Annotated in this window: 17 protein-coding genes; 10 read left to right on the top strand and 7 right to left on the bottom strand. The window is 38.2% G+C overall.

The genetic code is table 11. The annotated features are described in order from the left end of the window. Positions 1-316: 316 nt before the first annotated feature. Positions 317-2,185 carry a CocE/NonD family hydrolase gene (locus GJU39_RS03035; protein ID WP_154279213.1) on the bottom strand — a complete coding sequence of 623 codons (1,869 nt, stop codon included), beginning with the start codon at positions 2,183-2,185 and terminating at the stop codon, positions 317-319. 190 nt (positions 2,186-2,375) lie between these two features. On the opposite strand from GJU39_RS03035, the gene GJU39_RS03030 reads away from it, so the two are divergent. The 6 genes from GJU39_RS03030 to GJU39_RS03005 all read left to right on the top strand — a co-directional run bounded on the left by GJU39_RS03030 (position 2,376) and on the right by GJU39_RS03005 (position 9,112). Next, positions 2,376-3,215: a DUF6515 family protein gene (locus GJU39_RS03030; protein WP_154279212.1), complete on the top strand. Its 840-nt coding sequence runs from the start codon at positions 2,376-2,378 to the stop codon at positions 3,213-3,215. 186 nt (positions 3,216-3,401) lie between these two features. Beyond that, positions 3,402-4,565: an esterase-like activity of phytase family protein gene (locus GJU39_RS03025; protein ID WP_154279211.1), complete on the top strand. Its 1,164-nt coding sequence runs from the start codon at positions 3,402-3,404 to the stop codon at positions 4,563-4,565. Between the two features lie 67 nt (positions 4,566-4,632). Next, on the top strand, positions 4,633-5,298 hold the full coding sequence (locus GJU39_RS03020) for an HAD family hydrolase (protein WP_154279210.1): 666 nt from the start codon (positions 4,633-4,635) through the stop codon (positions 5,296-5,298). Between the two features lie 274 nt (positions 5,299-5,572). Further along, positions 5,573-5,977 carry a hypothetical protein gene (locus GJU39_RS03015; protein WP_154279209.1) on the top strand — a complete coding sequence of 135 codons (405 nt, stop codon included), beginning with the start codon at positions 5,573-5,575 and terminating at the stop codon, positions 5,975-5,977. A 261-nt stretch (positions 5,978-6,238) separates the two neighbouring features. Further along, complete coding sequence (lpdA, locus tag GJU39_RS03010; RefSeq protein ID WP_154279208.1) at positions 6,239-7,645, top strand: dihydrolipoyl dehydrogenase; 1,407 nt, start codon at positions 6,239-6,241, stop codon at positions 7,643-7,645. 264 nt (positions 7,646-7,909) lie between these two features. Next, complete coding sequence (locus GJU39_RS03005) at positions 7,910-9,112, top strand: MFS transporter (protein ID WP_154279207.1); 1,203 nt, start codon at positions 7,910-7,912, stop codon at positions 9,110-9,112. A 4-nt stretch (positions 9,113-9,116) separates the two neighbouring features. Here GJU39_RS03005 and GJU39_RS03000 read toward each other — a convergent pair whose 3' ends face one another. The 5 genes from GJU39_RS03000 to GJU39_RS02980 all read right to left on the bottom strand — a co-directional run bounded on the left by GJU39_RS03000 (position 9,117) and on the right by GJU39_RS02980 (position 16,503). Next, on the bottom strand, positions 9,117-9,920 hold the full coding sequence (locus GJU39_RS03000) for a hypothetical protein (RefSeq protein WP_154279206.1): 804 nt from the start codon (positions 9,918-9,920) through the stop codon (positions 9,117-9,119). A 202-nt stretch (positions 9,921-10,122) separates the two neighbouring features. After that, the gene (locus GJU39_RS02995) at positions 10,123-13,317 is read right to left on the bottom strand and encodes an efflux RND transporter permease subunit (RefSeq protein ID WP_154279205.1); all 3,195 of its coding nucleotides are present in this window, start codon (positions 13,315-13,317) and stop codon (positions 10,123-10,125) included. 65 nt (positions 13,318-13,382) lie between these two features. Further along, a complete protein-coding gene (locus tag GJU39_RS02990) occupies positions 13,383-14,450 on the bottom strand; it encodes an efflux RND transporter periplasmic adaptor subunit (RefSeq protein WP_154279204.1) in 1,068 nt (355 codons plus the stop codon). A 2-nt stretch (positions 14,451-14,452) separates the two neighbouring features. Further along, on the bottom strand, positions 14,453-15,793 hold the full coding sequence (locus GJU39_RS02985) for a TolC family protein (protein ID WP_154279203.1): 1,341 nt from the start codon (positions 15,791-15,793) through the stop codon (positions 14,453-14,455). 104 nt (positions 15,794-15,897) lie between these two features. Further along, complete coding sequence (locus tag GJU39_RS02980) at positions 15,898-16,503, bottom strand: TetR/AcrR family transcriptional regulator (RefSeq protein WP_154279202.1); 606 nt, start codon at positions 16,501-16,503, stop codon at positions 15,898-15,900. Between the two features lie 133 nt (positions 16,504-16,636). Between GJU39_RS02980 and GJU39_RS02975 the strand changes: the two genes are divergently transcribed. The 4 genes from GJU39_RS02975 to GJU39_RS02960 all read left to right on the top strand — a co-directional run bounded on the left by GJU39_RS02975 (position 16,637) and on the right by GJU39_RS02960 (position 19,278). After that, positions 16,637-17,107 carry a sterol desaturase family protein gene (locus tag GJU39_RS02975; protein WP_245227667.1) on the top strand — a complete coding sequence of 157 codons (471 nt, stop codon included), beginning with the start codon at positions 16,637-16,639 and terminating at the stop codon, positions 17,105-17,107. A gap of 4 nt (positions 17,108-17,111) precedes the next feature. Beyond that, the gene (locus GJU39_RS02970) at positions 17,112-17,561 is read left to right on the top strand and encodes a hypothetical protein (protein ID WP_154279201.1); all 450 of its coding nucleotides are present in this window, start codon (positions 17,112-17,114) and stop codon (positions 17,559-17,561) included. A gap of 41 nt (positions 17,562-17,602) precedes the next feature. Further along, entirely contained in the window at positions 17,603-18,619 is a 1,017-nt protein-coding gene (gene murB / locus GJU39_RS02965; RefSeq protein WP_154279200.1) for a UDP-N-acetylmuramate dehydrogenase, read from the top strand. A 128-nt stretch (positions 18,620-18,747) separates the two neighbouring features. Then, positions 18,748-19,278 (top strand): RNA polymerase sigma factor, encoded by a 531-nt coding sequence (locus tag GJU39_RS02960; protein WP_154279199.1) that lies wholly within the window; start codon positions 18,748-18,750, stop codon positions 19,276-19,278. 467 nt (positions 19,279-19,745) lie between these two features. Here the strand turns inward: GJU39_RS02960 and GJU39_RS02955 are convergent, their stop codons facing one another. Continuing rightward, positions 19,746-21,227 (bottom strand): phytoene desaturase family protein, encoded by a 1,482-nt coding sequence (locus tag GJU39_RS02955; protein ID WP_154279198.1) that lies wholly within the window; start codon positions 21,225-21,227, stop codon positions 19,746-19,748. Positions 21,228-21,252 lie beyond the last annotated feature (25 nt).

Genomic DNA, 21,252 nt, shown 5'->3' with positions numbered 1-21,252 from the left:
GTTCCGTTTTATCTTTTCCTTTTAGGGCTTTAGAACGATGCTCCCCTCGTTATCTTCAGGGAAGGGAGGCGTTACTTTTTATGATCATTTATTTTTCCAGTGGTTTTCCTCCTAAATTGGAAGGGAACTGGATAGTGCTATTAAATTTATTGTTCTATATGAACGGGTTTTTAAGGCTTTGGAACGGCGCTCCCCTCCTTATTTTCAAGGAGGGGGTGGGGGTGGTTCTGTTACTTATAATAACTGAAGTTCTTATTTAGGTTTCTGATTTACAGTTCTCGCTAATTATAGTTTACATCGCTTTGTACAAATGCAGTTACTTTAAAACGGAGATGGTTAAATATGAACTGTTCTTAACGTCGTGATAAATTTTGTGGGTTGCTTTTTGAAAATCAGCAGGTTCTGCCTGATAAATATCCATGAACTTTTGCGGGTTACGATCGGCCAGTGGAAACCATGAATTTTGAATTTGAATCATCATTTTATGTCCTTTTTTAAAGGTATGTGCCACATCCGGCAGGGGATAATTCACTTTGGTAATGGTACCAGGCGTAAATGCTTCTGGTTTTTCAAAACTGTTGCGGTATTTGCCACGCATAATTTCACCACGAACTAACATTTGATAGCCGCCCATGATCAGGTTTTTAGGATTTGGTGTTGGATTTGGTGCATCCTCGGGATAAACATCGATCAGTTTAACTACATAATCTGCATCTGTACCAGTAGTTGAAACCACAAGATTGGCCAGCACAGGGCCGGTAAGGGTAATATCTTCTGTTAAAACATCAGTTTGATAAACTTTAACATCTGGCCTGCGGGAAGCAAAACGCTGATCATCGATCATGTATTCTCTGGTCCGTTTCGCCTGGATTCCGTCCTGATAAGGGACAGGGTTATCGGGATCACTTACATATTCGTCCCAGCTATCTGTTCTGCCCACTTTTTCGAAGCTAAGTTTTCCGTTAGGCTGCAAATAAAGATTTTTAGTTTCCACATCTTTTGGCGGCCAGCTCTGGAATTTTTTCCATTCGTTTGAACCCGTTACAAAGATGTTGGCTTCGGCAGCATTAAAATCACCCTCGCCTTTTAAATAGTGTTTAAAGAATGGCAATTCATATTGTTGCTGGTAGTCGATGCTGGTTTTTTTTCCGAATGGAATATCCCCGAATGAAGAGCCGTCACTACGTACCCAGCCCCCGTGAAACCATGGACCTGCGACTAAAATATTGTTTGCGCCCGGATTTTGTTTTTCAATTGCTTTATAGGTATCAAATGTGCCGTAGGCATCTTCCGCATCGAAAAAGCCGCCAACCACCATTACGGCAGGTTTTATATTTTTTAAGTGAGGCGTAATTAATCTGGCTTTCCAGAAAGTATCCAGATTTGGATGCTTGGAAAGATCATTCCAGAATTTAATACTGTCTGTGAAATATTTATCCTTCAGGTTTTTTACTGAGCCTGCTTCAAGGTAAAAACGGTAGTTATCTTCGATTGGAAATTTAAATCCTTTCGGACCCTGATCAGGCGTGATGGGTTTTGGGCGTGGCACACCAAAGCTACCCATAAAAGAAAATGCATCCATTAAAAATAAGACGCCACGATGGTGAAAATCATCACCCATATACCAATCGGTAACTGGCGCCTGCGGCGAAACAGCCTTTAGTGCCGGGTGTGCATTTGGTAAGGAGGCGGTAGAATAAAAGCCTGGATATGAAATGCCAGATATTCCGACGTTTCCATTGTTGCCTTTCACATTTTTTACCAGCCAATCAATAGTATCATAAGTGTCGGTGCTTTCATCAATATCCTTTTTGCCCTTTTTGGTGGTTTGCGGGCGGATGTCTTCGAAAGTCCCTTCGCTCATCCATTTTCCGCGAACATCCTGATAAACAAAAATAAAGCCTTCGCGCATCAGGGCTGGGAAACTCCCCAGGCTTAATTTATATTTATCCTCTCCGTAAGGCGCCACGGTATAAGGAGTTCTGTTGAGTAAAAAAGGGAATTTTTTAGTTTGGTTTTTGGGAATGTAGATGGAAGTAAAAAGTTTGATTCCATCGCGCATCGGAATCTGGCGCTCTATTTTAGTGTAATTTTGCCTCACGTAAGCAGAATCGCTTTCCTGAGCCAATACGCTATTCGTGATAAACAGACAAAATAGGAGGCTGAAAAATCTTAAAAAGTTCATTTGAAGTTAGTTTTTGGAATAAAATTTAAAGATAAGCGAATGAGCGATCATTTTGATAAACATATGGTAAAAGGTTTGTTAGTGATTGCGTTATAAATAGTCATTATTATATCAAAATTTAGTTAAATCTTTCTGACCGACAATCTTTTAAAGCTTTTTATCGTCATATGGTTAACTAAAAACACACAAAATGAAAAGGTTATTCAATAAGGGTCTGGTTCTCTTTGCTGCAACAGCATTGATAGCTACTTTAAATGTAGAAATTGTTTCTGCTCAAAGACCCGGCAGAGGTGGTAGTTATTCCGGGGGCGGTGGCAGATCGGGTTCAGTTGCCTCAAGGGGTGGCTCAAGTTATCGTTCGCCTTCAAACAACAGGGTTTTTCAATCGCCGAACCGGGGCGGATATTCACAAGGGATAGTCCGGTCAGGGATCAGATCGGAGCGACCTGGATATCATTACAACCGTCAGGGTTATAGGGGCGGAAGTTATTATAGATCTGGTTTTGGCTACCGTTCAGGCTTCGGACGTCCATATTATAGCTATCATAATTTCTACAGGCCATTTCTGGGGATTAGAATAGGGGTTTTGCCTTATGGGTATTATCCGTTTTATTATGGCGCAAATCAATTTTATTACTCTGGAGGCTTATTTTATCAACAAAATAATAATCAATATGAAGTAGTTGTTCCGCCGGTTGGTGCAGAGGTGCCAAGTATTCCGCAGGAGGCAAATTTAGTGACTATTAACGGGGTAGATTATTATGAATACAAAGGCGTTTATTATACTCAGGGACAAAATAAAAACGGTGAAACTGTTTATTTAGTGGCTGGAAAAGATGGGGTATTAAATACAGCAGACGGACCGGTAAATGCACACCAGATTGGCGAAATTGTGACTCAATTACCTGAAGGTTGCCGGGAAGTAACCATTAAAGATGAAAAATATTTCGTTTCGCCTGATGATGTTTACTATGAAGAAGTAGTAGATGGGACTACTATATCTTATCGCGTAATTGGTAAGTTGTTTTAGACCTTATTTAAGTGATCAGGGCATGAAGAATGAGTGATCAGCTTCATGCCTTGATGCTTCAGCAGGTGTTCGGTTAATTTTCTAAAATCTCATTCAATTTGATTACTTACAGACATCATATCTCTATGCATATTTTTGACTATTGTCATTGCAATTTCTATACTTTTGTGTCATAAAATATCCGGTTTGAAAAAAGTATCATCCAAAGTAATTCTTTCCTGTTTTTCGTTTATTATTCTTTTTTCTTCTTGCATTGCAACCAAAAATGTTGCCGTCCAGTCGAAGGAAACTACCATATCATCAATTAAGTTTTTGAGCGAATACATTATGCCGTTAAATGACACCTTCCAGAATACATTGGTAGGTGGTTTATCGGGAATAGATTATGATGCTGGAAATGATCAATATTATCTGATCAGTGATGATCCTTCGCAGTTTAGTCCGGCGAGAATTTATACTGCTAAAATAGTGGTTAAAGAAAATAAGATAGATACGATCAACCTGAAGGATGTTATCTTCATTTCGCAAGAAGATGGCAGGCAATATCCAAAATATCAGTACGGTAAAAATTCAAAAGCCGATGGTGAATCGGTTCGTTATAATCCAGCTGGAAAAACGTTAGTGTGGAGTAACGAAGGTGAGCGTTTATATCGCCCAACTGATACAACTATCGTTCAGCCAGCATTAACGTTGATTTCTTTAGCCGGGAAATATATTGATACTGTACCACTCCCGGCAGGTTTTCATATTACAAAGCAAGAATATGGGATAAGAAAAAATGCTTTTTTTGAAGGTTTAGCGTATGCTGATCAATACAAAACGTTATATGCAAGTTTAGAAGAGCCACTTTATCAGGATGGAGCGCCAGCAGCATTCCAGTTCGACCAGGCGCTTACCCGAATTTTGAAATTCGATGTGGATGCAAAAAGGAATACCGCACAATATGCTTACCGTCTTGATGCTTTGCCGATTAAACCTACCGTAGAAAGTGACTGGAATTTAAACGGGGTTTCTGAAATATTGGCCGTTAATAGTCACATACTTTTGGTCATGGAAAGGGCCTGGGCGAGGGGACGGGATGATCATTCTTTTGTTAAGCTCTATCTGGTTGATTTACAAGGTGCTGAAAATGTTATTGATAATCCTTCTTTTATCAAAAACCCTCCAAAGCCACTTCAAAAGAAATTGCTTTTTGATTTTGATAGTTTGAACATGCACATTGATAACATCGAAGGCATTACCTTTGGTCCAAAACTGCCAAATGGAAACCATACACTTGTGTGCTGTGTGGATAATAATTTTGGAAAAACCCAGGTGCAGCAGTTCTTTTTATTCGAGGTGATGCCGTGAAGGAAGTCTTGAGTCTTGAGTCCGGAGTCTTTAGTCTGGACTTAATACTTCTATAATAAAAAATATAATGAGTAAAATAAAAGCGTTATTATTTGATTTGGATGGAACATTAATTGATTCTGAGAAGTTTCATTTTGATTGCTGGAATGAGTTTTTACATGAATTCGGCGTTAAATTGGACTTTAAAGACTGGATAGCCAATTATGCCGGAATCCCTTTACCCCAAAATGCCAAAACCATTACTGATAAATATAAAATTAATGCAGATTTAGATAATTTTATTATCAGAAGGGAGCAATTAACACGCTACGGATTTGAGCATAATGACATTGAATTAATGCCCCATGCTTTAGATTTTGTTCGCTATTTTTATGAAAAAGGACTTACACTGGCAGTGGTAACCGCTAGTCCGAGGGCAGATGTAGAAGCAGTATTCAACAGAAATGGTTTAGCCAAATACTTTACTTTATTCGTGACCAGAACAGATGTAAGTAAAAGTAAGCCAGATCCGGAAAGTTATAATATTTGTGTAGAAAAACTGGGTTTTAGAAAGGAGGAATGTCTTGTTTTCGAAGATACGATTAATGGTGTAAAATCTGCTATGGCTGCGGGTATTACCTGTTATGCCATTCAAAGTAATGTAAGGGCGCATCTGAAATTAAAGATCGCAGATGAATTGTTTCTGAGTTTTGCAAATGCCAAAGAATTTATGTTGAACAAACAATTGATCTGAGTTTAATCATTTCCATTATTATTCGTTTTTCAAATTTTGTTTTGTGATTTTTTTACAATCGCCATTAATCTCGCTATCGAAAAATATTATCTCCGTATAGGGCCGTACAAAACCAATTTTCTACTTAAAAACAAGGATAAAAAAATCGCTTTTATTGGGGATTGTGAATCAAAACCTCCGTTCGTTTATTTGTGATTCAATATTTCTGTGCTTGTAAATCTAAAATGATGGCAAGGCAGGCAAGATGAAACAACTTTAAAAAACGATTATACCCATGGAAAACAGAAGGATTAAAACAACATTACTATCTTTTTTTGCTTTACTATTATTTACTGGTTTAATGTCTTGTAAAAAAGATGAAGACGTAGACAGTCCACCTAACAAAACCTCGCATAAAGTGGTTTTCAAACTTGAAGCATCTGCTGGCAGTAACCTTAGTGTAGTTGCTTATGGTTATGATGGCCAGGTAACCACTGCCTCTTCACTTAGCGGCACAGCATGGACAAGCCCTGAGGTTATCGTTCCTGCAGGTACGGTTGTTGCAACTATGTCTGGTAGTGCAACAGGTGCAAATGGAACATCATCACTGAAGGCACAGATTTATGTAGATGGTCAACTAAAAAAAGAAGGTACTTCTACGGGACAAGCTTTAATCGCGAATACCTCGTATAGCTTTTAATATTAACAAATTATTGCCTCAGCTATTTGGTGAAAATCAAATGTTTAAAACAGGTTTCGGTATTGCCGAAGCCTGTTTTGTTTTTTAAAGATCAGCTGGAGCTTTTTAATTGGCTGGTTGTATTAGAAACGAATTAGAAATAAGTAATTACAATCCATTTTCAGTGTAAAATTGTCATTTTACCTCGTGTCTTTAAGCTTTTGAGGCTTCACCTTTCCGCCTTTTTTCGTTACATTTGAACAATCAAATTTTAAAGAAATTATGCAATACGATGTCATTGTTATCGGTTCAGGGCCGGGCGGTTATGTAGGCGCAATCCGTTGTGCACAGTTAGGTCTAAAAACTGCAGTTGTTGAAAAATATAAAACCTTTGGAGGCACTTGCTTGAACGTGGGTTGTATTCCATCAAAAGCGCTATTAGATTCGTCTGAGCATTACCACAATGCTGCTCAGTCATTTCCCATTCATGGTATCAATTTAAAAGATTTATCAGTTGATATGAACCAAATGATCGCCCGTAAAGACGACGTTGTGGCTCAAAATACTGCCGGTATCACATATTTGTTTAAGAAAAATAAAATCGATTCTTATGAAGGTGTTGGCTCGTTTGTAGACAAAAACACAATTTTGGTTACTAAGGCTGATGGTTCTACAGAAACATTATCTGCTAAAAATGTGATCATTGCTACGGGTTCAAAACCGACCACATTGCCATTTTTACCAATCGATAAAAAACGGATCATTACCTCAACTGAAGCTTTAAATATTAAAGAAGTTCCAAAATCGATGGTGGTTATTGGTGGTGGCGTAATCGGTTTAGAGTTAGGTTCAGTGTATGCACGTTTAGGTACGAAAGTTTCTGTTGTAGAATTTTTACCATCAATCATTGCAACAATGGATGCTAGTTTAGGTAAAGAACTTCAACGTGTTTTAAAGAAACACCTGAACATGGAATTTTACATGGGCCATAAAGTTACTGGCGCAACCAATAACGGTGAAACGGTAACGGTTACTGCTCAAACGCCAAAAGGTGAAACCATTTCTTTAGATGCTGATTATTGCATCGTTGCAGTAGGTCGTACGGCTTACAGCGAAGGTTTAGGTTTAGATAAAATCGGGATTACGGTAGAAGAAAGAGGTAAAAAGATTCCTGTAAATGAACATTTAGAAACTTCGGTTGAAGGTGTTTATGCCATCGGCGATGTAATTACCGGTGCAATGTTAGCACACAAGGCGGAAGATGAAGGAACCTATGTTGCCGAAGTTATCGCCGGACAAAAACCGCATATCAATTATAACCTGATTCCGGGCGTAGTTTATACCTGGCCGGAAGTTGCCTCTGTTGGTTATACAGAAGAGCAATTGAAAGAAAAAGGAACAAAATATAAGGCTGGTTCATTCCCTTTTAAAGCGAGTGGCCGTGCTAAAGCCAGTATGGATACTGATGGTTTCATTAAGGTATTAGCTGATGCCGCAACTGATGAAGTTTTAGGCGTGCATATGATTGGTCCACGTGTGGCTGATGTAATTGCAGAAGCCGTAATCGCAATGGAGTTCCGTGCATCAGCAGAAGATATTGCACGTACTTGTCATGCTCACCCAACGTATACTGAAGCATTAAAAGAAGCTGCGTTGGCTGCAACGGATAACAGGGCAATCCACATTTAAAATTAGTAAGCTGAATTTGTTTTAGCAGATATACACAAAACAGCTGGTAAGAAATTACTGGCTGTTTTTGTTTATTTCACCCTCCAAACCTCGTAGGTTTCATTAACCCTATAGGCTTTACATATAGCACATCTGCTTTCTTTTTCTAATAGATAAGGAGCAGTTTTTCGTTTTAGTGATTTCTAAATGATAATAATGCTTTATTTTTTCAATTGATTTAAGGAACTTTGCAAAGTATTACCCGTTCATAAAAGAAACAATAATTTGGAAGAGACAAAGGCAGCCCAGGAAAATTCAGTTCAAGCAGATAAAAAACCTGTATTAGCACAAAGCTCTCCAAATAGAATTCGATTAGCTGTTTCGCTTTTTTACTTCGGTCAGGGAATTGCTTTTGCATCCTGGGCAAGCCGTATCCCTGATATTAAACATACTTTGGATTTATCAGATGGTGCATTGGGAAGTATTTTGCTGGCATTACCTCTTGGCCAATTAATTACGATGCCAATATCAGGCAGATTAGTAACTAAATACGGAAGCAAAAAGATATTAACCATTACTGCGCCGCTCTATGTTTTAGCATTGGGAAACTTAGGTCTGGCTACTGCGCCGTGGCATTTGGCTGCATTTCTGTTCCTTTTTGGTGTAGTAGGTAACATGTGTAATATTGCGGTGAATACGCAAGGTTCTGAAGCAGAAAAACTTTTTGGCAGACCCATTATGACCTCTTTCCATGGTGCCTGGAGCATTGCCGGATTTACCGGAGCATTAGTGGGCCTGCTGATGGTCAATCTCCATATCATTCCATACTATCACTTCTGGATCATTAGCGGATTAATTTTTGTAAATGTATTCTTTAATTATAAACATCTTGTTCCGGGTAAGGGTACCACAACCGAACGCAAACCTAAATTGTTCACTATGCCCGAAGGGGCGCTGATGCAACTTGGAATTATTGGCTTTTGCAGCATGGCCACAGAAGGCGCGATGTTTGATTGGAGTGGAGTTTATTTTAAAGATATTGTCAAGGCACCTACATCTCTGGTAATTTTGGGCTATGCTTCATTCATGATCATGATGGCTACCGGTCGTTTCGTTGGCGATAGAATCATTTCCAGATTAGGCCGTAAAAAGACCATTCAAATCAGTGGATTAATTATGTCTACGGGCATGTTTTTGTCTGTGTTTTTCCCTTATATGATCACGGCCACAATTGGGTTTATGCTTGTTGGGGTTGGTGTTTCGAGTATTGTACCAACGCTTTATAGCGTTGCCGGGAAAAACGGAAAAGTATCTCCGGGAATTGCAATTGCGGTAGTTTCGAGTGTAAGTTATTTAGGTTTCCTAATGGGTCCACCACTAATCGGTTACATTTCTGCACTATCCAGCCTACAATATTCTTATGGGGTGATTGGCGTTTTTGGCTTATTGGTAAGCTTTCTGGTTGGTAAAATCAAAGCAATTGAGTAGCGTTTCACTCTTTTTTTATTAGTCCGTGCTCCTTAAGTGCAGCTATAGCAATTTCAATCAGCCGGAGGTTTTCTTCCTGATGACCATGTTGTACTTCTACATTGATATACGGAATATGATTGATCATTGCGTAAACTGATAAGGAACCATCATTCTCTGCAAATTTAGATTGCAGGATAACATTTACATTGGCCTTCTTTAAGCTGGTGAACAAACGAGGCTCTGTAACGTAAAGTAAATCGTCTCCATCCATTTCAAAATTAATGTAAACCGAATCTGCTGTGCTTGATAAATCGTAACCCGGTAGGTACGATGAAATTCCAAAACCGCCGTCCCCGTTATTATGTAGGGTAAGAAAGTATCCGATAGATTTCGGATCGTAGAAATTAACGATTTGTTTACCGGCATCAAGAATAGATTTCTCTATCTCGCCAGAACTGTATGCCTCTTTTTTTAACCGGGTTTTAACGCCGGTTTCGGTATAAATCGCATTCGGATCAATTCGATAGGGATCGTCCATGTGTGTGAAGGTGTAATCTCTCACGCCACCATATTGACTATCAATTAATTCGCCGCCACTCCACCGGATATAATCGAATCCAGCCTTTACGCCAGTATCTTCATTATCGTGAACGACTAAAAAACGGACGCCGTTAGGTTTGTAACTGTATTTAACCAGGGTAATATCTAAATCAGCAACCTTAATAAAGGATGAGTCGCTGGTCATTGCTGCGAAAACTGGTGGGTGTTGTGCTCGAACTAAAAGGGAAGCGCTGATTAAAATCAGGGATAATACAACTTTAAACATATCACTAATATACAATGTTGAATATTATTTTGTTTGATGACTAATCATTTATCCTGATCCAGTATGTGGATTGACTTAATTGATGTTGATAATCAGTTGCTTACTGGTGTTTTTTATTGCTGTAGGCCCTCGACAGCCAGAAACAAAAAAGGCTGCCTTTGGGAAGGCAGCCTGATTGATTGTTATTTTGGATGTATTTATCTTAATGTTTAGTATCTAAATCGTATTCTAATACTTCTTTATGGTCATATGGTTCAACCATTAATTCCTCAATAGTTTTTCCTTTTTTGTTGAAACCAAGTTTATCTAACATAATATCAAAAATAAGATACACTACTGGTACTACAATCAAGGTTAAAAATAACGAACTGGTTAATCCACCAACAATAACCCAGGCCAAACCATTTTTCCATTCTGCACCCGCTCCACTTGCCAATGCAATTGGAAGCATACCAAAAATCATGGCAATGGTGGTCATTAAGATTGGGCGTAAACGTGCATGATTAGCAAGAACAAGGGCTTCGATTGTCGATTTTCCTTCGGCTTTCATCTGGTTGGTAAAATCGACCAGGATAATCGCATTCTTCGCTACCAGACCCATCAACATAATAAAACCTAAAATGGTGAAGATACCAATTGAGTTGTTCGTTAACGCCAGCGCTAAAAATGCCCCAATTAAAGCCAATGGAAGCGAGAACATCACCACGAATGGATAAACAAAACTATCATATAAAGCAACCATGATCAGGTAAACTAAAATGATGGAAGCAAGCAAGGCGATACCTAAAGTACCAAAACCTTCAGCCTGGTTCTCTTCATCACCACCCCAGGTATAACTTACGCCTACAGGAGCTTTCAATTTGCCATTCTTTTGCATCTCCAGTAGTTTTTTCTTATAATCAGCTACGATAGTCCCGGTTGGCCTACCAATAGATTGCGCTTGTACGGATACTGATGTTGATTTGTTAAAACGCTCTAACTGGCTTGGGCCCGAACCTTCTGTAATGTTTGCAAACTGTGATAATTTAATCTGGGCACCCTGATCGTTTACAAAGATCAGATTCCTTACATCATCAATATTTCTTCTGTTGAAATCCTGATATTGAATGTTAATATCGTATTCATATTCTCCTTTTCTATATTTACCATCCGTATTACCCGCAAAGGCAGTTTGCATGGTAGAACCAACTGTTGATAAGGTTAAGCCAACAGCCGACATTTTATCACGATCTACCTGAACGTTAATCTCTGGTGTACCTTTTTCAACTGATAACTTAATCTCTGTTGCTCCAGGAATGGTTTTAAGAACTTTTTGAGCACCTTCCGCATATTTTAAGGCACTATCCAGGTTGGAGCCCATTACCACTAAACTAATTGGCGCATTCTCTGCAATACCTAAAATACTAATAGGCACTGTTTTTACTTTTGCGCCTACCAATTCTTTGGCCAGGGCACGGCTCATTTTCGTTGCGAAAACGTCAGATGACATTCCTTCACGTTTATCACGCTCAACTAGCTTAACATTGATTTCAGATTTATATGCTGTTGCCTGCGTTCCGCCCATATCGCCACTGGCCTGACCAACAGTTGTAATTAACTGGGTAATTTCTGGCTGTTTGCTTAAGAATGCTTCTGCCCTCTGCGTGAAGAAATTGGTTTGTTCTAATGGTGCATCTTTCGGTAATTCGATCTGCACTAAAAACTCTCCTTTATCCGATTTCGGGAAAAACTCTGATCCGATAAAACCTGCTACAGCCAACCACATTGCCGCGATAAATAATACTACAACGGCAGCAATGGTACGTCTTTTATGGTTTAGCGACCAGTTTAGTACACCGGTAATCCAGATGGTGAATTTTTTTAATTGTTTCTCGAACCATAAAATGAACCGGCCGAAGATATTTTTACCTTCAATGTGCTCTAACTTTCCATAACGGGAGAAAAGTAAAGGTACAATGGTAAATGATGCCACTAATGAAAGTAAGGTTGCAATGATTACCACCACACAGAACTGGCGTAGAATGTTAGATACCAGGCCGGAACTTACCGCAATAGGGAAGAATACCACCACAATTACCATCGTAATGGATACTACGGTAAAACCAATTTCTCTGGTTGCATCAGATGCTGCACGGACTTTATTTTTACCCATTTCCATGTGGCGCTGGATGTTTTCCAAAACCACAATTGCATCATCCACCAGAATACCCACCACCAGGGATAGCCCTAATAAAGACATCAGGTTTAGCGTGTAGCCTAATAAACTGATCCCAATAAAGGTTGCAATTAATGATGCCGGGATAGATACCATTACAATTAACGCATTACGTAAACTGTGCAGGAAGAAAAGCATTACGAAAGCCACCAGAATAACGGCTAAAATTAAATCATGGATAACGGCATCGGCAGATTCTAAGGTAAAGATTGAACTATCGTTTACAATCTTAATATCCAGCTTGTTTGCTGCGTATTCAGTTTTAAGTTTTGCAATAATGGCGTGTACGCCTTCACTTACTTCTACCGCATTTGCATCACTTTGTTTAATGATTTGAATTGCAATAGATGCCTTGCGGTTAATACGTGCTAATTTTTCGGTTTCCTTTTGCGAATCCTGTACATCGGCTACATCACCTAAGCGGATTTGTGAACCATCTTTTGAAGTGGATAACACCAGGTTTCTCAGTTCTTCGATGCTTCTGTATTTACCAGATAAACGAATTAAAACATCCTGATTTTCTGTTTTAACACTTCCGGTAGGGAAATCTAAGTTAGAACTTAAAATCATCTGCTGAACCTGAGGAACAGAAAGGTTGTAACCCTGCAATTTGTTTGCATCTAAAGAGACCTGAATTTCACGTTCAGAACCACCCACAAGGTTAACCTGTGCAATACCTTTTACCCTCGAAATTACGGGCGAAATTCGCTGATCAATTAAATCATAGAAACTCACATCATCCATATTTGCAGAAGCAGTCATGGTAATAACGGGTAAATCATCTAACGAGAATTTACTCAGTGAAGGCGTTTTTACATCATCAGGTAAATCAGATAGAATTGCATTTATCTTCCGTTGCGCATCATTTAAAGAGAGATCTACATTGGCCGCATCCGTTAGGGTAATGGTTACCGTAGATAAACTTTCGAATGATACCGCGTTGATTTTTTTAATGTTCTCCATGGAGGATACCGCATCTTCAATTTTCTTGGTTACGGTATTTTCTACCTCCGCAGGTGATGCTCCGGGGTAGATTGTTGAAATGGATACTACGTTGTTTGAGAATTTTGGTAATAATTCATACCCCAGCGAAAAGTAACTCAATAGCCCTAAGAGGGTAAGTGCGGTGAAAACCACAATTACCAGCGAAGGCCTTTTTATCGAAATGTCTGTTATTTTCATTTTAATTTTTTATGCCAATGGTTTGCACCACTGCGTGATCTGACTAATGACTTTAAACGCCTGACTTATTTAACAATACTAACGGCAGTGCCTTCAGCTAAGTTAATCTGGCCACTGGTAATTACAGATTCACCTTCATTTAAGCCTCCAAGTATTTCTACATTATCACCTAAAATACGGCCCGGAACAACTTTGCGCAGCTTAGAAGTATTGTTAGATTTATCATAAACAAAAACCTGATTGCTACTTACACTTCCAACAAATGAAGTACGGGGAATTAAAATACTTGGTGCCTGTTTAGGGAAGCTAAATACTGCCGTTCCATACATTCCTGCTCTTAAGCTGTTTTTAGAGTTGTTGGTTACCTCAACCTCAATCGGGAAGTTTAATGTTGCATCAGCTTTAGGCGCAATAAAAGTGATTTTTCCAGAGAATTTCTCCGTTGGGAAAATGGTTGATTTGATGCTGATCTGATCGCCAACTTTCAGGCTCGCAACCTGAGATTCGTTTACATTAACTTTCAATTTCAATTTAGAAACATCAACCAATTCGAACAACTGAGTACCTTGAGCAGTAACGAAAGCACCAACTTCAATGTATCTTTTGTTTACAATTCCGTTAATAGGAGATTTGATATTCGCATCACTTAATTTTCTTTGTGAAGCCTGTAAACGCAGTTTTGCATTTTTGGTTGTCAATTTAGCCTGATCCAACTGTTGTTTCGTTACGCCACCAGTTTGAAAAGAACTCTGATATCTTGCTTCATCTCTTACCGCATTCTGGTAGGTCGCTTCAGCAGTTGCTCTGTCTGTATTGATAATTTCGGCATCAAGGCGTGCTAACGCCTGTCCTTTAGTTACTTTATCACCTTCATCAACGTAAATTTTAGTCACGCGACCAGCATTTTCCGATAGAAAGTTTAACTCTTGTTTCGGTGCAAAATTTCCGTTTGCTACAAAATCTAAATCAACTACCTTTTTTTCTACAGAAGCGATACGAACGGCAACAGCACCACCACCCTCAGCGATGAAAGCAGTTTTAGCCTCATTTTTCTTCTTGTTGTTTGTTAAAACATAAGCTATTGCACCAAGGGCAACAACAATAACGACAATTACGATAATTATTCTTTTCATTTCTATTGTACTAGCGATTTAATATTTCCGTTTGATTTTATTAATTGTATTTCAGCTACTTTATAATTTAACAAAGCCTGTGTATAGCTGTTCTGTGCTTCAGTTAAAGCATTTTCTGTATCTAGTAAATCAGTTAAACTAGCCAGTCCGTTGTTATAGTTGTTTTGTGTACTCTTATATATTTCCTGAGCCAAATCAGCATTTTTTCTTTGTGAATTGATGGTGTTCAGGTTATTTCTTAACTGAATTTTAGCATTCTCGTAAGCAAGATTCAAAGAGTTTGTTGATTCTCTTCTATCTACCTGTGCTTTTTTGATATTTACATCTGCCTGGCGGATTTTTGAACGGGTTAAGAAACCATTAAATATCGGCACTTTTAAAGTTAAGCCGATGGCTGATGAGCCGAAACCGATTGCCGAGGCGTTCGAGTTTAAAAAGTCGAAGCCATTACTTTGACTGGAATAGGTGTAATTTCCGGATAGCGATAAACTGGGGTAGTATTCTGCTACATAAGCTTTTCTTTGCAGCGATAATAACTTGTCTTGATTATCCAATAACTTTACCTCTGTTCTGTTAGCCAGATCAACAGAATCTGTAAATACCGGGAGTTGACTAACGGCTGTTAATTCTGTGAAAGGCAATTCGATTTCAGTTGATACCGGCATCCCCATTGAGAATTTTAATTGGTTTTCCAATTGCGTAATGCCATTAATCACTTGCTCACGTTGGGTAGTTAAATTGGTTAAGTTCACGTTAATACGATCTACATCAATCTTTCTGGCCAATCCGTTTTTGTATTGATTAGACACGATTTTCTCTACAACATTAACATTTTTAATGTTGGTATCAATCACATTTAATTGCTGTCTGTTTACCAAAACCTGATAATAATTGTTAGCTACCAACTCGATAATCTGCTCTTCTGTTAACTGAGAAGTGAGGTTATAATATTCCTCACTGGATCTTGCAGCTTGTAAACCCGTAAAAACCTGTTGATTGAAGATTTGTTGCGAAAGTTGAACCCCCGCAGTGGAATTCCACTTCTGGCCGAACTTTAATGTTTGAAGCTGGCCACCGAAATCTACAACTTGTTGTGCGATAATTGGATTGTACGTTAATCCGGCAGTACCGCTAATGGTTGGTAAAGCCTGAGCCCTTACTTCTTGTACCTTATATCTTCCGCCTTCAATATCCAATCTCGATTTACGAACGTTGGCATTGTTCTGCAGTGCAAAGGTGAGTGCATCTTTCAGGGTAAGCTGTTGTTGGGCAGCAACCAATTGTGGTAAAGCTATGCCGAAGATTAAGGCGAGCATTAATTTTACCATTTTTACTCTAAGCATAATATATTGTTTTTTATTTTTTGGGTACTATCTGATTATTTTTAACTACTTCGAGGCTTAAAGCCTATAATTCAACTTATCTGGGGACCTGTGTCAATAAATGCTTAACAGGTTAGCCCTTTTGTAAAGATGGTAGACAAGTCTTTCTGCTTCTGCGTCATCCTGTTCACTGTTTTCTTATCAGGTAAAAGGTCTTTTCCAAGTTCCATAATACACATGTTAGTTAAGCCCATTAAACTTTCCAGATATAGCTCAGCAACATGCGCCATGTTTTCATGTTTGATTTCTCCTTTTTCCTGAGCCCTTTCAAAGATTTGAGCAAAAAACACTTTTTCTGAATCTTTCAATGCTGTTAGTTTCTTTTTCATCGCATCATCATTAAAAATATCAGGAAGCCCTTCCGAGATTCTTAACATAAAATACTTCATAAAAAAAGTATTGCGAATGTCGATCGTTTGAAAGAGAATGTTTTCTATCGCATCATCCGGATTATATTTTTTCTTTAATAAGTCGAAATAATCTGTAAATACTTTCTCAATTACACCTACGATAAGACTTTTCTTATCCGGGAAATAATAATAAAGAGATGGTTTCGAAACAGATAGATCTTCAGCAATGTCGTTCATTGTTGTTTTACCAATTCCAAAATGGCTAAAACGCTTAATGGCACCTTCTATAATTTGTTCTCGCTTTTTATCAGCTACAATCATTTTACTTTTCTACTTTCTGACTTTTTTAATATTTTAGTCAAAGTTAGATTTAAATTTTCATTTCTTAATTAGTTGATTAACAATCGATCAACAACTGACACGAAAATGACAATTTATTTCAGTTTAAAATGGTTTGTATATATTTACGGTAACAAATAAGATGATGCATGTGATTATCAGTATCCTAATCGTATTAAGCACAATTGTTGTGATGGAATGCCTCTCCTGGTGTATTCACAAATATTTATTTCATGGACCATTGTGGTTTATGCATAAAAGTCATCATGAGAAATCGCACGCTTTTTTTGAATGGAATGATTTATTTGCCCTACTTTTTGCAGCCTTATCGCTCTATCTGATGTACGTTGATCGAAAGTATTTTGGCTATCGCTTTTTTATTGGCTTCGGCATTACCATGTACGGTGTAATTTATTTTGTGGTTCATGATTGGTTTGTACACAGAAGATTCAAAACATTTAAGAGCAATAATACTTATCTGAAAGCGGTTAGAAAGGCGCATAAAATTCACCACAAAAATCAGGGGAAAGATAAGGGGGAGGCTTTTGGTCTGTTGTTTATTAATAAAAAGGTGCTTAAAAATTAAACCGATGAAGAAACGCTATCAATTTTTGTTCCTTACACTTACCATAATAGGATTATCTTCCTGTGCCAGAAAAACCGATCAGGATCGGGCTATAGATCTGGTGAAATTGAAATATGAAAACTCAGATCAAAAACTAAATTTTAAAAATTCGAGTCTTGATAGCCTTTATAACATCGAGCCTAAAGCATATGCAGATAGCATCAGGAAGGGTAATGAGCTGGATTCTGTCCTTGCTGTATTAGAATCTGAGATAGAACATTTGAGTCAAAAAGAATCAGATAGCGTTGGAATGATCAGCGCAAGGCTTACAAAGGATCGATATCGATTGTTGGAAACTGCTAAAGTGAAGCCGCAATTTATAGGTTGGAAATTAACTGGAGTTAAACCGGCGGATACAAAATCGAACGAGTTAAGTTTTAAATTTGATAAGGGTATTACGGTAATCGTGCCGTAACTATTTTTATTTTACTTTTGCAGCATAATCTTAAATCTGCCATGCTTCAAATTTTAGAAAACATTTCTTTAAAGCCATACAACTCTTTTGCTATCGATGTAAATGCGCATTATTTTGCGGAAATTAAAACAGCAGATGACCTGAATGACTTATTTCAAACCGGCCTTTTAAAAACCCAAAAGTTATTAATTGTTGGTGGAGGAAGCAATATATTGTTCACTCAGGATTTTGCTGGCCTGGTAATAAAGGTTAGTATTAAAGGGCTTAACGCTGCAATAAACGGCGATAATGTATTGGTTACATCGGGTGCAGGGGAAGTATGGAACGATTTTGTTAACTATTGTGTAGCGAATAATTTTGCAGGCGTTGAAAACTTAAGCCTGATCCCCGGTACGGTAGGGGCATCGCCCGTTCAGAATATTGGTGCATATGGTGTAGAACTTAAAGATGTATTCGAAAGTTGTACAGCCTTCGAAATTAAAACCGGCCAGATTGAAACATTCACTTTCGAAGATTGCCATTTTGGTTATCGTGAAAGCATTTTTAAAGGCGATTTTAAAGGGAAGTATATTATCACCGAAGTTACGTTTCGTTTATCATCGCAACCGAAAATAAATACATCTTATGGAGCAATTGAGGCAGAGCTGCGCCAAAGGGGAATCGAAAATCCGAATATTGCAGATGTATCGGCAGCAGTTTCGCACATTCGGGTAAGTAAGTTGCCAGATCCGTCAACTATAGGCAATGCGGGGAGTTTTTTCAAAAACCCGGTGATAGAAAAATATGAGTTTGCAGATGTTGTGGCTAAATTTCCAGATGTGGTACATTACCCTACTCCGGATGGGAAGATTAAGCTTGCCGCCGGCTGGCTAATTGAGCAATGCGGCTGGAAAGGCAGGAAAGTTGGCGAAACCGGTACCTGGAAAAATCAGGCGCTGGTTTTGGTTAATCATGGGAATGCAACTGGCACGGAAGTTTTTCAGTTTTCTGAACAAATTATAGACAGTGTAAAGTCCACTTTTGGAGTCACTCTGGATCGTGAAGTAAATATTCTGTGACGAAAACACGTTTTGGGCCACTTTAATGAATAGCAAAGTGTGCCAGGTTTTTTTGGTATTAAGTTTGATTAGACTAATGCAAATGAACATCAATTCATTTGTTTTTATTGTACCTAAAGCTAAATATCATGACAAAATTTGAATTCAACCACCTGGTTAACCATCACTCAGTTTCACTTAGATCTTATGCTTTAAACTTTACAAAAGATGCAGAAGACGCTAATGATCTTGTACAGGATACGATGCTGAAAGCCATTACTTATTACAATAAGTTTAAAGAGGGTACGAATTTAAAAGGTTGGTTGTTTACCATCATGAAAAACACCTTCATTAATAACTATCGTCGTTTGGTTAAAACAAATACATTAATTACACAGAGTGAAGATATTTCATCTGCAAATCTTTCTTACAGCGCGACTAAAAATCAGGCAGAAAGTAAGTTTGTGTTGGGCGATATCGATAAAGCACTTGCTCAATTGCCAGAAGAATATTACGTTCCGTTTATTCGCTATTTCGAAGGATATAAATACCATGAAATTGCTGATATGTTACAAATTCCAATCGGAACTGTAAAAACCCGTATTCATGTAGCCCGCGGAATATTGAAAAAATACTTAAAAACATATTCTAAAGATATTGCCATTGCTGAAATGGCTTAAGATACATCTATTGAAAAACTAAGGTCTCGAGTTAAATCGGGACTTTTTTTTTGCTTAAATTTTTGAGAACAGGCGATGGTGGTTTTTATAATGCATCCTTTTGCCGTTAAAAATATATCCATGAGTTTTTAGTTGTTGCCACTAACTCATAAGGAGTAACTTAATTTTAAGTTATAAATGAAACCGAAATCAATTACCAAATCAGGATATAATGATGATGAATCGGGTGGGATCGAAAAATGTTAGGGAGCTAATTACAGAAATATGTTAAAAAGCAAAAGGCCCGGAAAAACCAGGCCTTATTTGCTTATCATATATTTGGTTAGTTGATTCTTATGTTTACTTTCAACAATTCGCCTTCTCTTTCGTTTCGAAACAAATGCAAACCTTGAACAATATTGTGTTTAAAAGGCTATTTGCAGTGTTTTTGTTTTGTGGATATAAAGATAAGGGAAATTTTAAATTTGTCAAGCTTTTTTTAACTTTTTTATTATTTCTTTTGCGACCACTTGTCCGGATATGATCGCAGGGGGCACTCCAGGGCCTGGAATCGTTAACTGACCCGTATATAACATATTCGTTACGTTGCTTTTCATCTTCGGTTTTAAAAAAGCGGTCTGTTTCAAAGTGTTTGCTAAGCCATATGCATTTCCTTTAAAGGCATTGTAATCACTTACGAAATCGTTCATAGCATAACTTCTCTTAAATAGGATAGCGTTGCTGATGTCATTGCCTGTTAATTTTTTGAATCTATCTACCAGAAGATCAAAGTATTCCGCGCGTTTTAGTTCGCTGTCTTCCAAACCTGGCGCAACTGGAATTAAAAAGAAAAGGTTTTCACAGCCTTCGGGTGCAACGCTCTGATCTGTTACAGAAGGGCAGCAAGCGTAGAATAATGGCTTGGAAGGCCACTTTGGATCAGTGTATATTTCTTCTGCATGTTCATCAAAATTCTGATCGAAAAATAAATTATGATGAAGAACATTTTTAAGTTTTTTGTTCAAAGCGATGTAAAAAAGCAGGCTTGAAGGTGCCATAGTGCGGCTTTCCCAATAATTTTCGTCGTATTTTCGATTGTTTTTTTCTAACAAATGCTGCTCCACATGGTGATAATCAGCATTTGCAATAACGTAATCTGCACTGAAATTCCCTTTATTAGTTTTGATTGTTTTCGCTATCTTATCTTTTATTTCTATTTTGATTACATTGGTATCAAATAGAAACTTCACTCCTTGCTGTTCTGCAATTTGCTGCATGGCTAATACGATTTCGTGCATGCCCCCGATAGGATACCAGGTGCCCATAATTAAATCGGCATAATTCATCAGGCTGTAAAGCGCAGGTGTATTTTGAGGGGTAGCACCCAGAAATAATACCGGAAATTCTAAAAGCTTCCGTAGTTTTTCGTTTTTAAACAATTTATGAACGTGTTTTCGCATGTTGCCCAAAAGCTGGAGCTTAATCCCGCTAATTGCTAATCTGGGATCGAAGTACTCCATTACGCTATGAGAAGGTTTGAATACATATTCGTTCATGCCCACATCGTATTTGTATTTGGCCTGTTGAAGAAAGACATCAAGGTTTTTACGGCTTCCAGGTTCTAATTCTTCAAACAGCTGATACAGCTTCTCTTCTGTTGCCGGTACATTAATGGTATCGTTTTCACCGAAATAAATCCGGTATGACGGGTCTAATCTTTTTAATTCGTAAAAATCAGCTGTTGTTTTGTTAAATAGTTTATAGAAGTTTTCGAACACATCGGGCATCCAGTACCAGCTAGGCCCCATATCGAAAGTAAAGCCATCTTTTTTCCAGATTCTGGCCCTGCCGCCCGCCATTTCATTCTTTTCGATTACGGTCACATCGCAGCCATGTTTCGCCAGTAAAGCTGCGGCAGAAAGCCCTGCGAAACCAGCGCCGACAACTATAATCTGTGGTTTTTTATCCATAGTGTAAATAAAAGGATTTTCCGGG

The organism is Pedobacter petrophilus, from assembly GCF_009674725.1.
Lineage (GTDB): Bacteria > Bacteroidota > Bacteroidia > Sphingobacteriales > Sphingobacteriaceae > Pedobacter > Pedobacter petrophilus.
The sequence above is the reverse complement of the archived record's forward strand: the minus strand, read 5'-3'. Positions and strand labels throughout refer to the sequence as shown.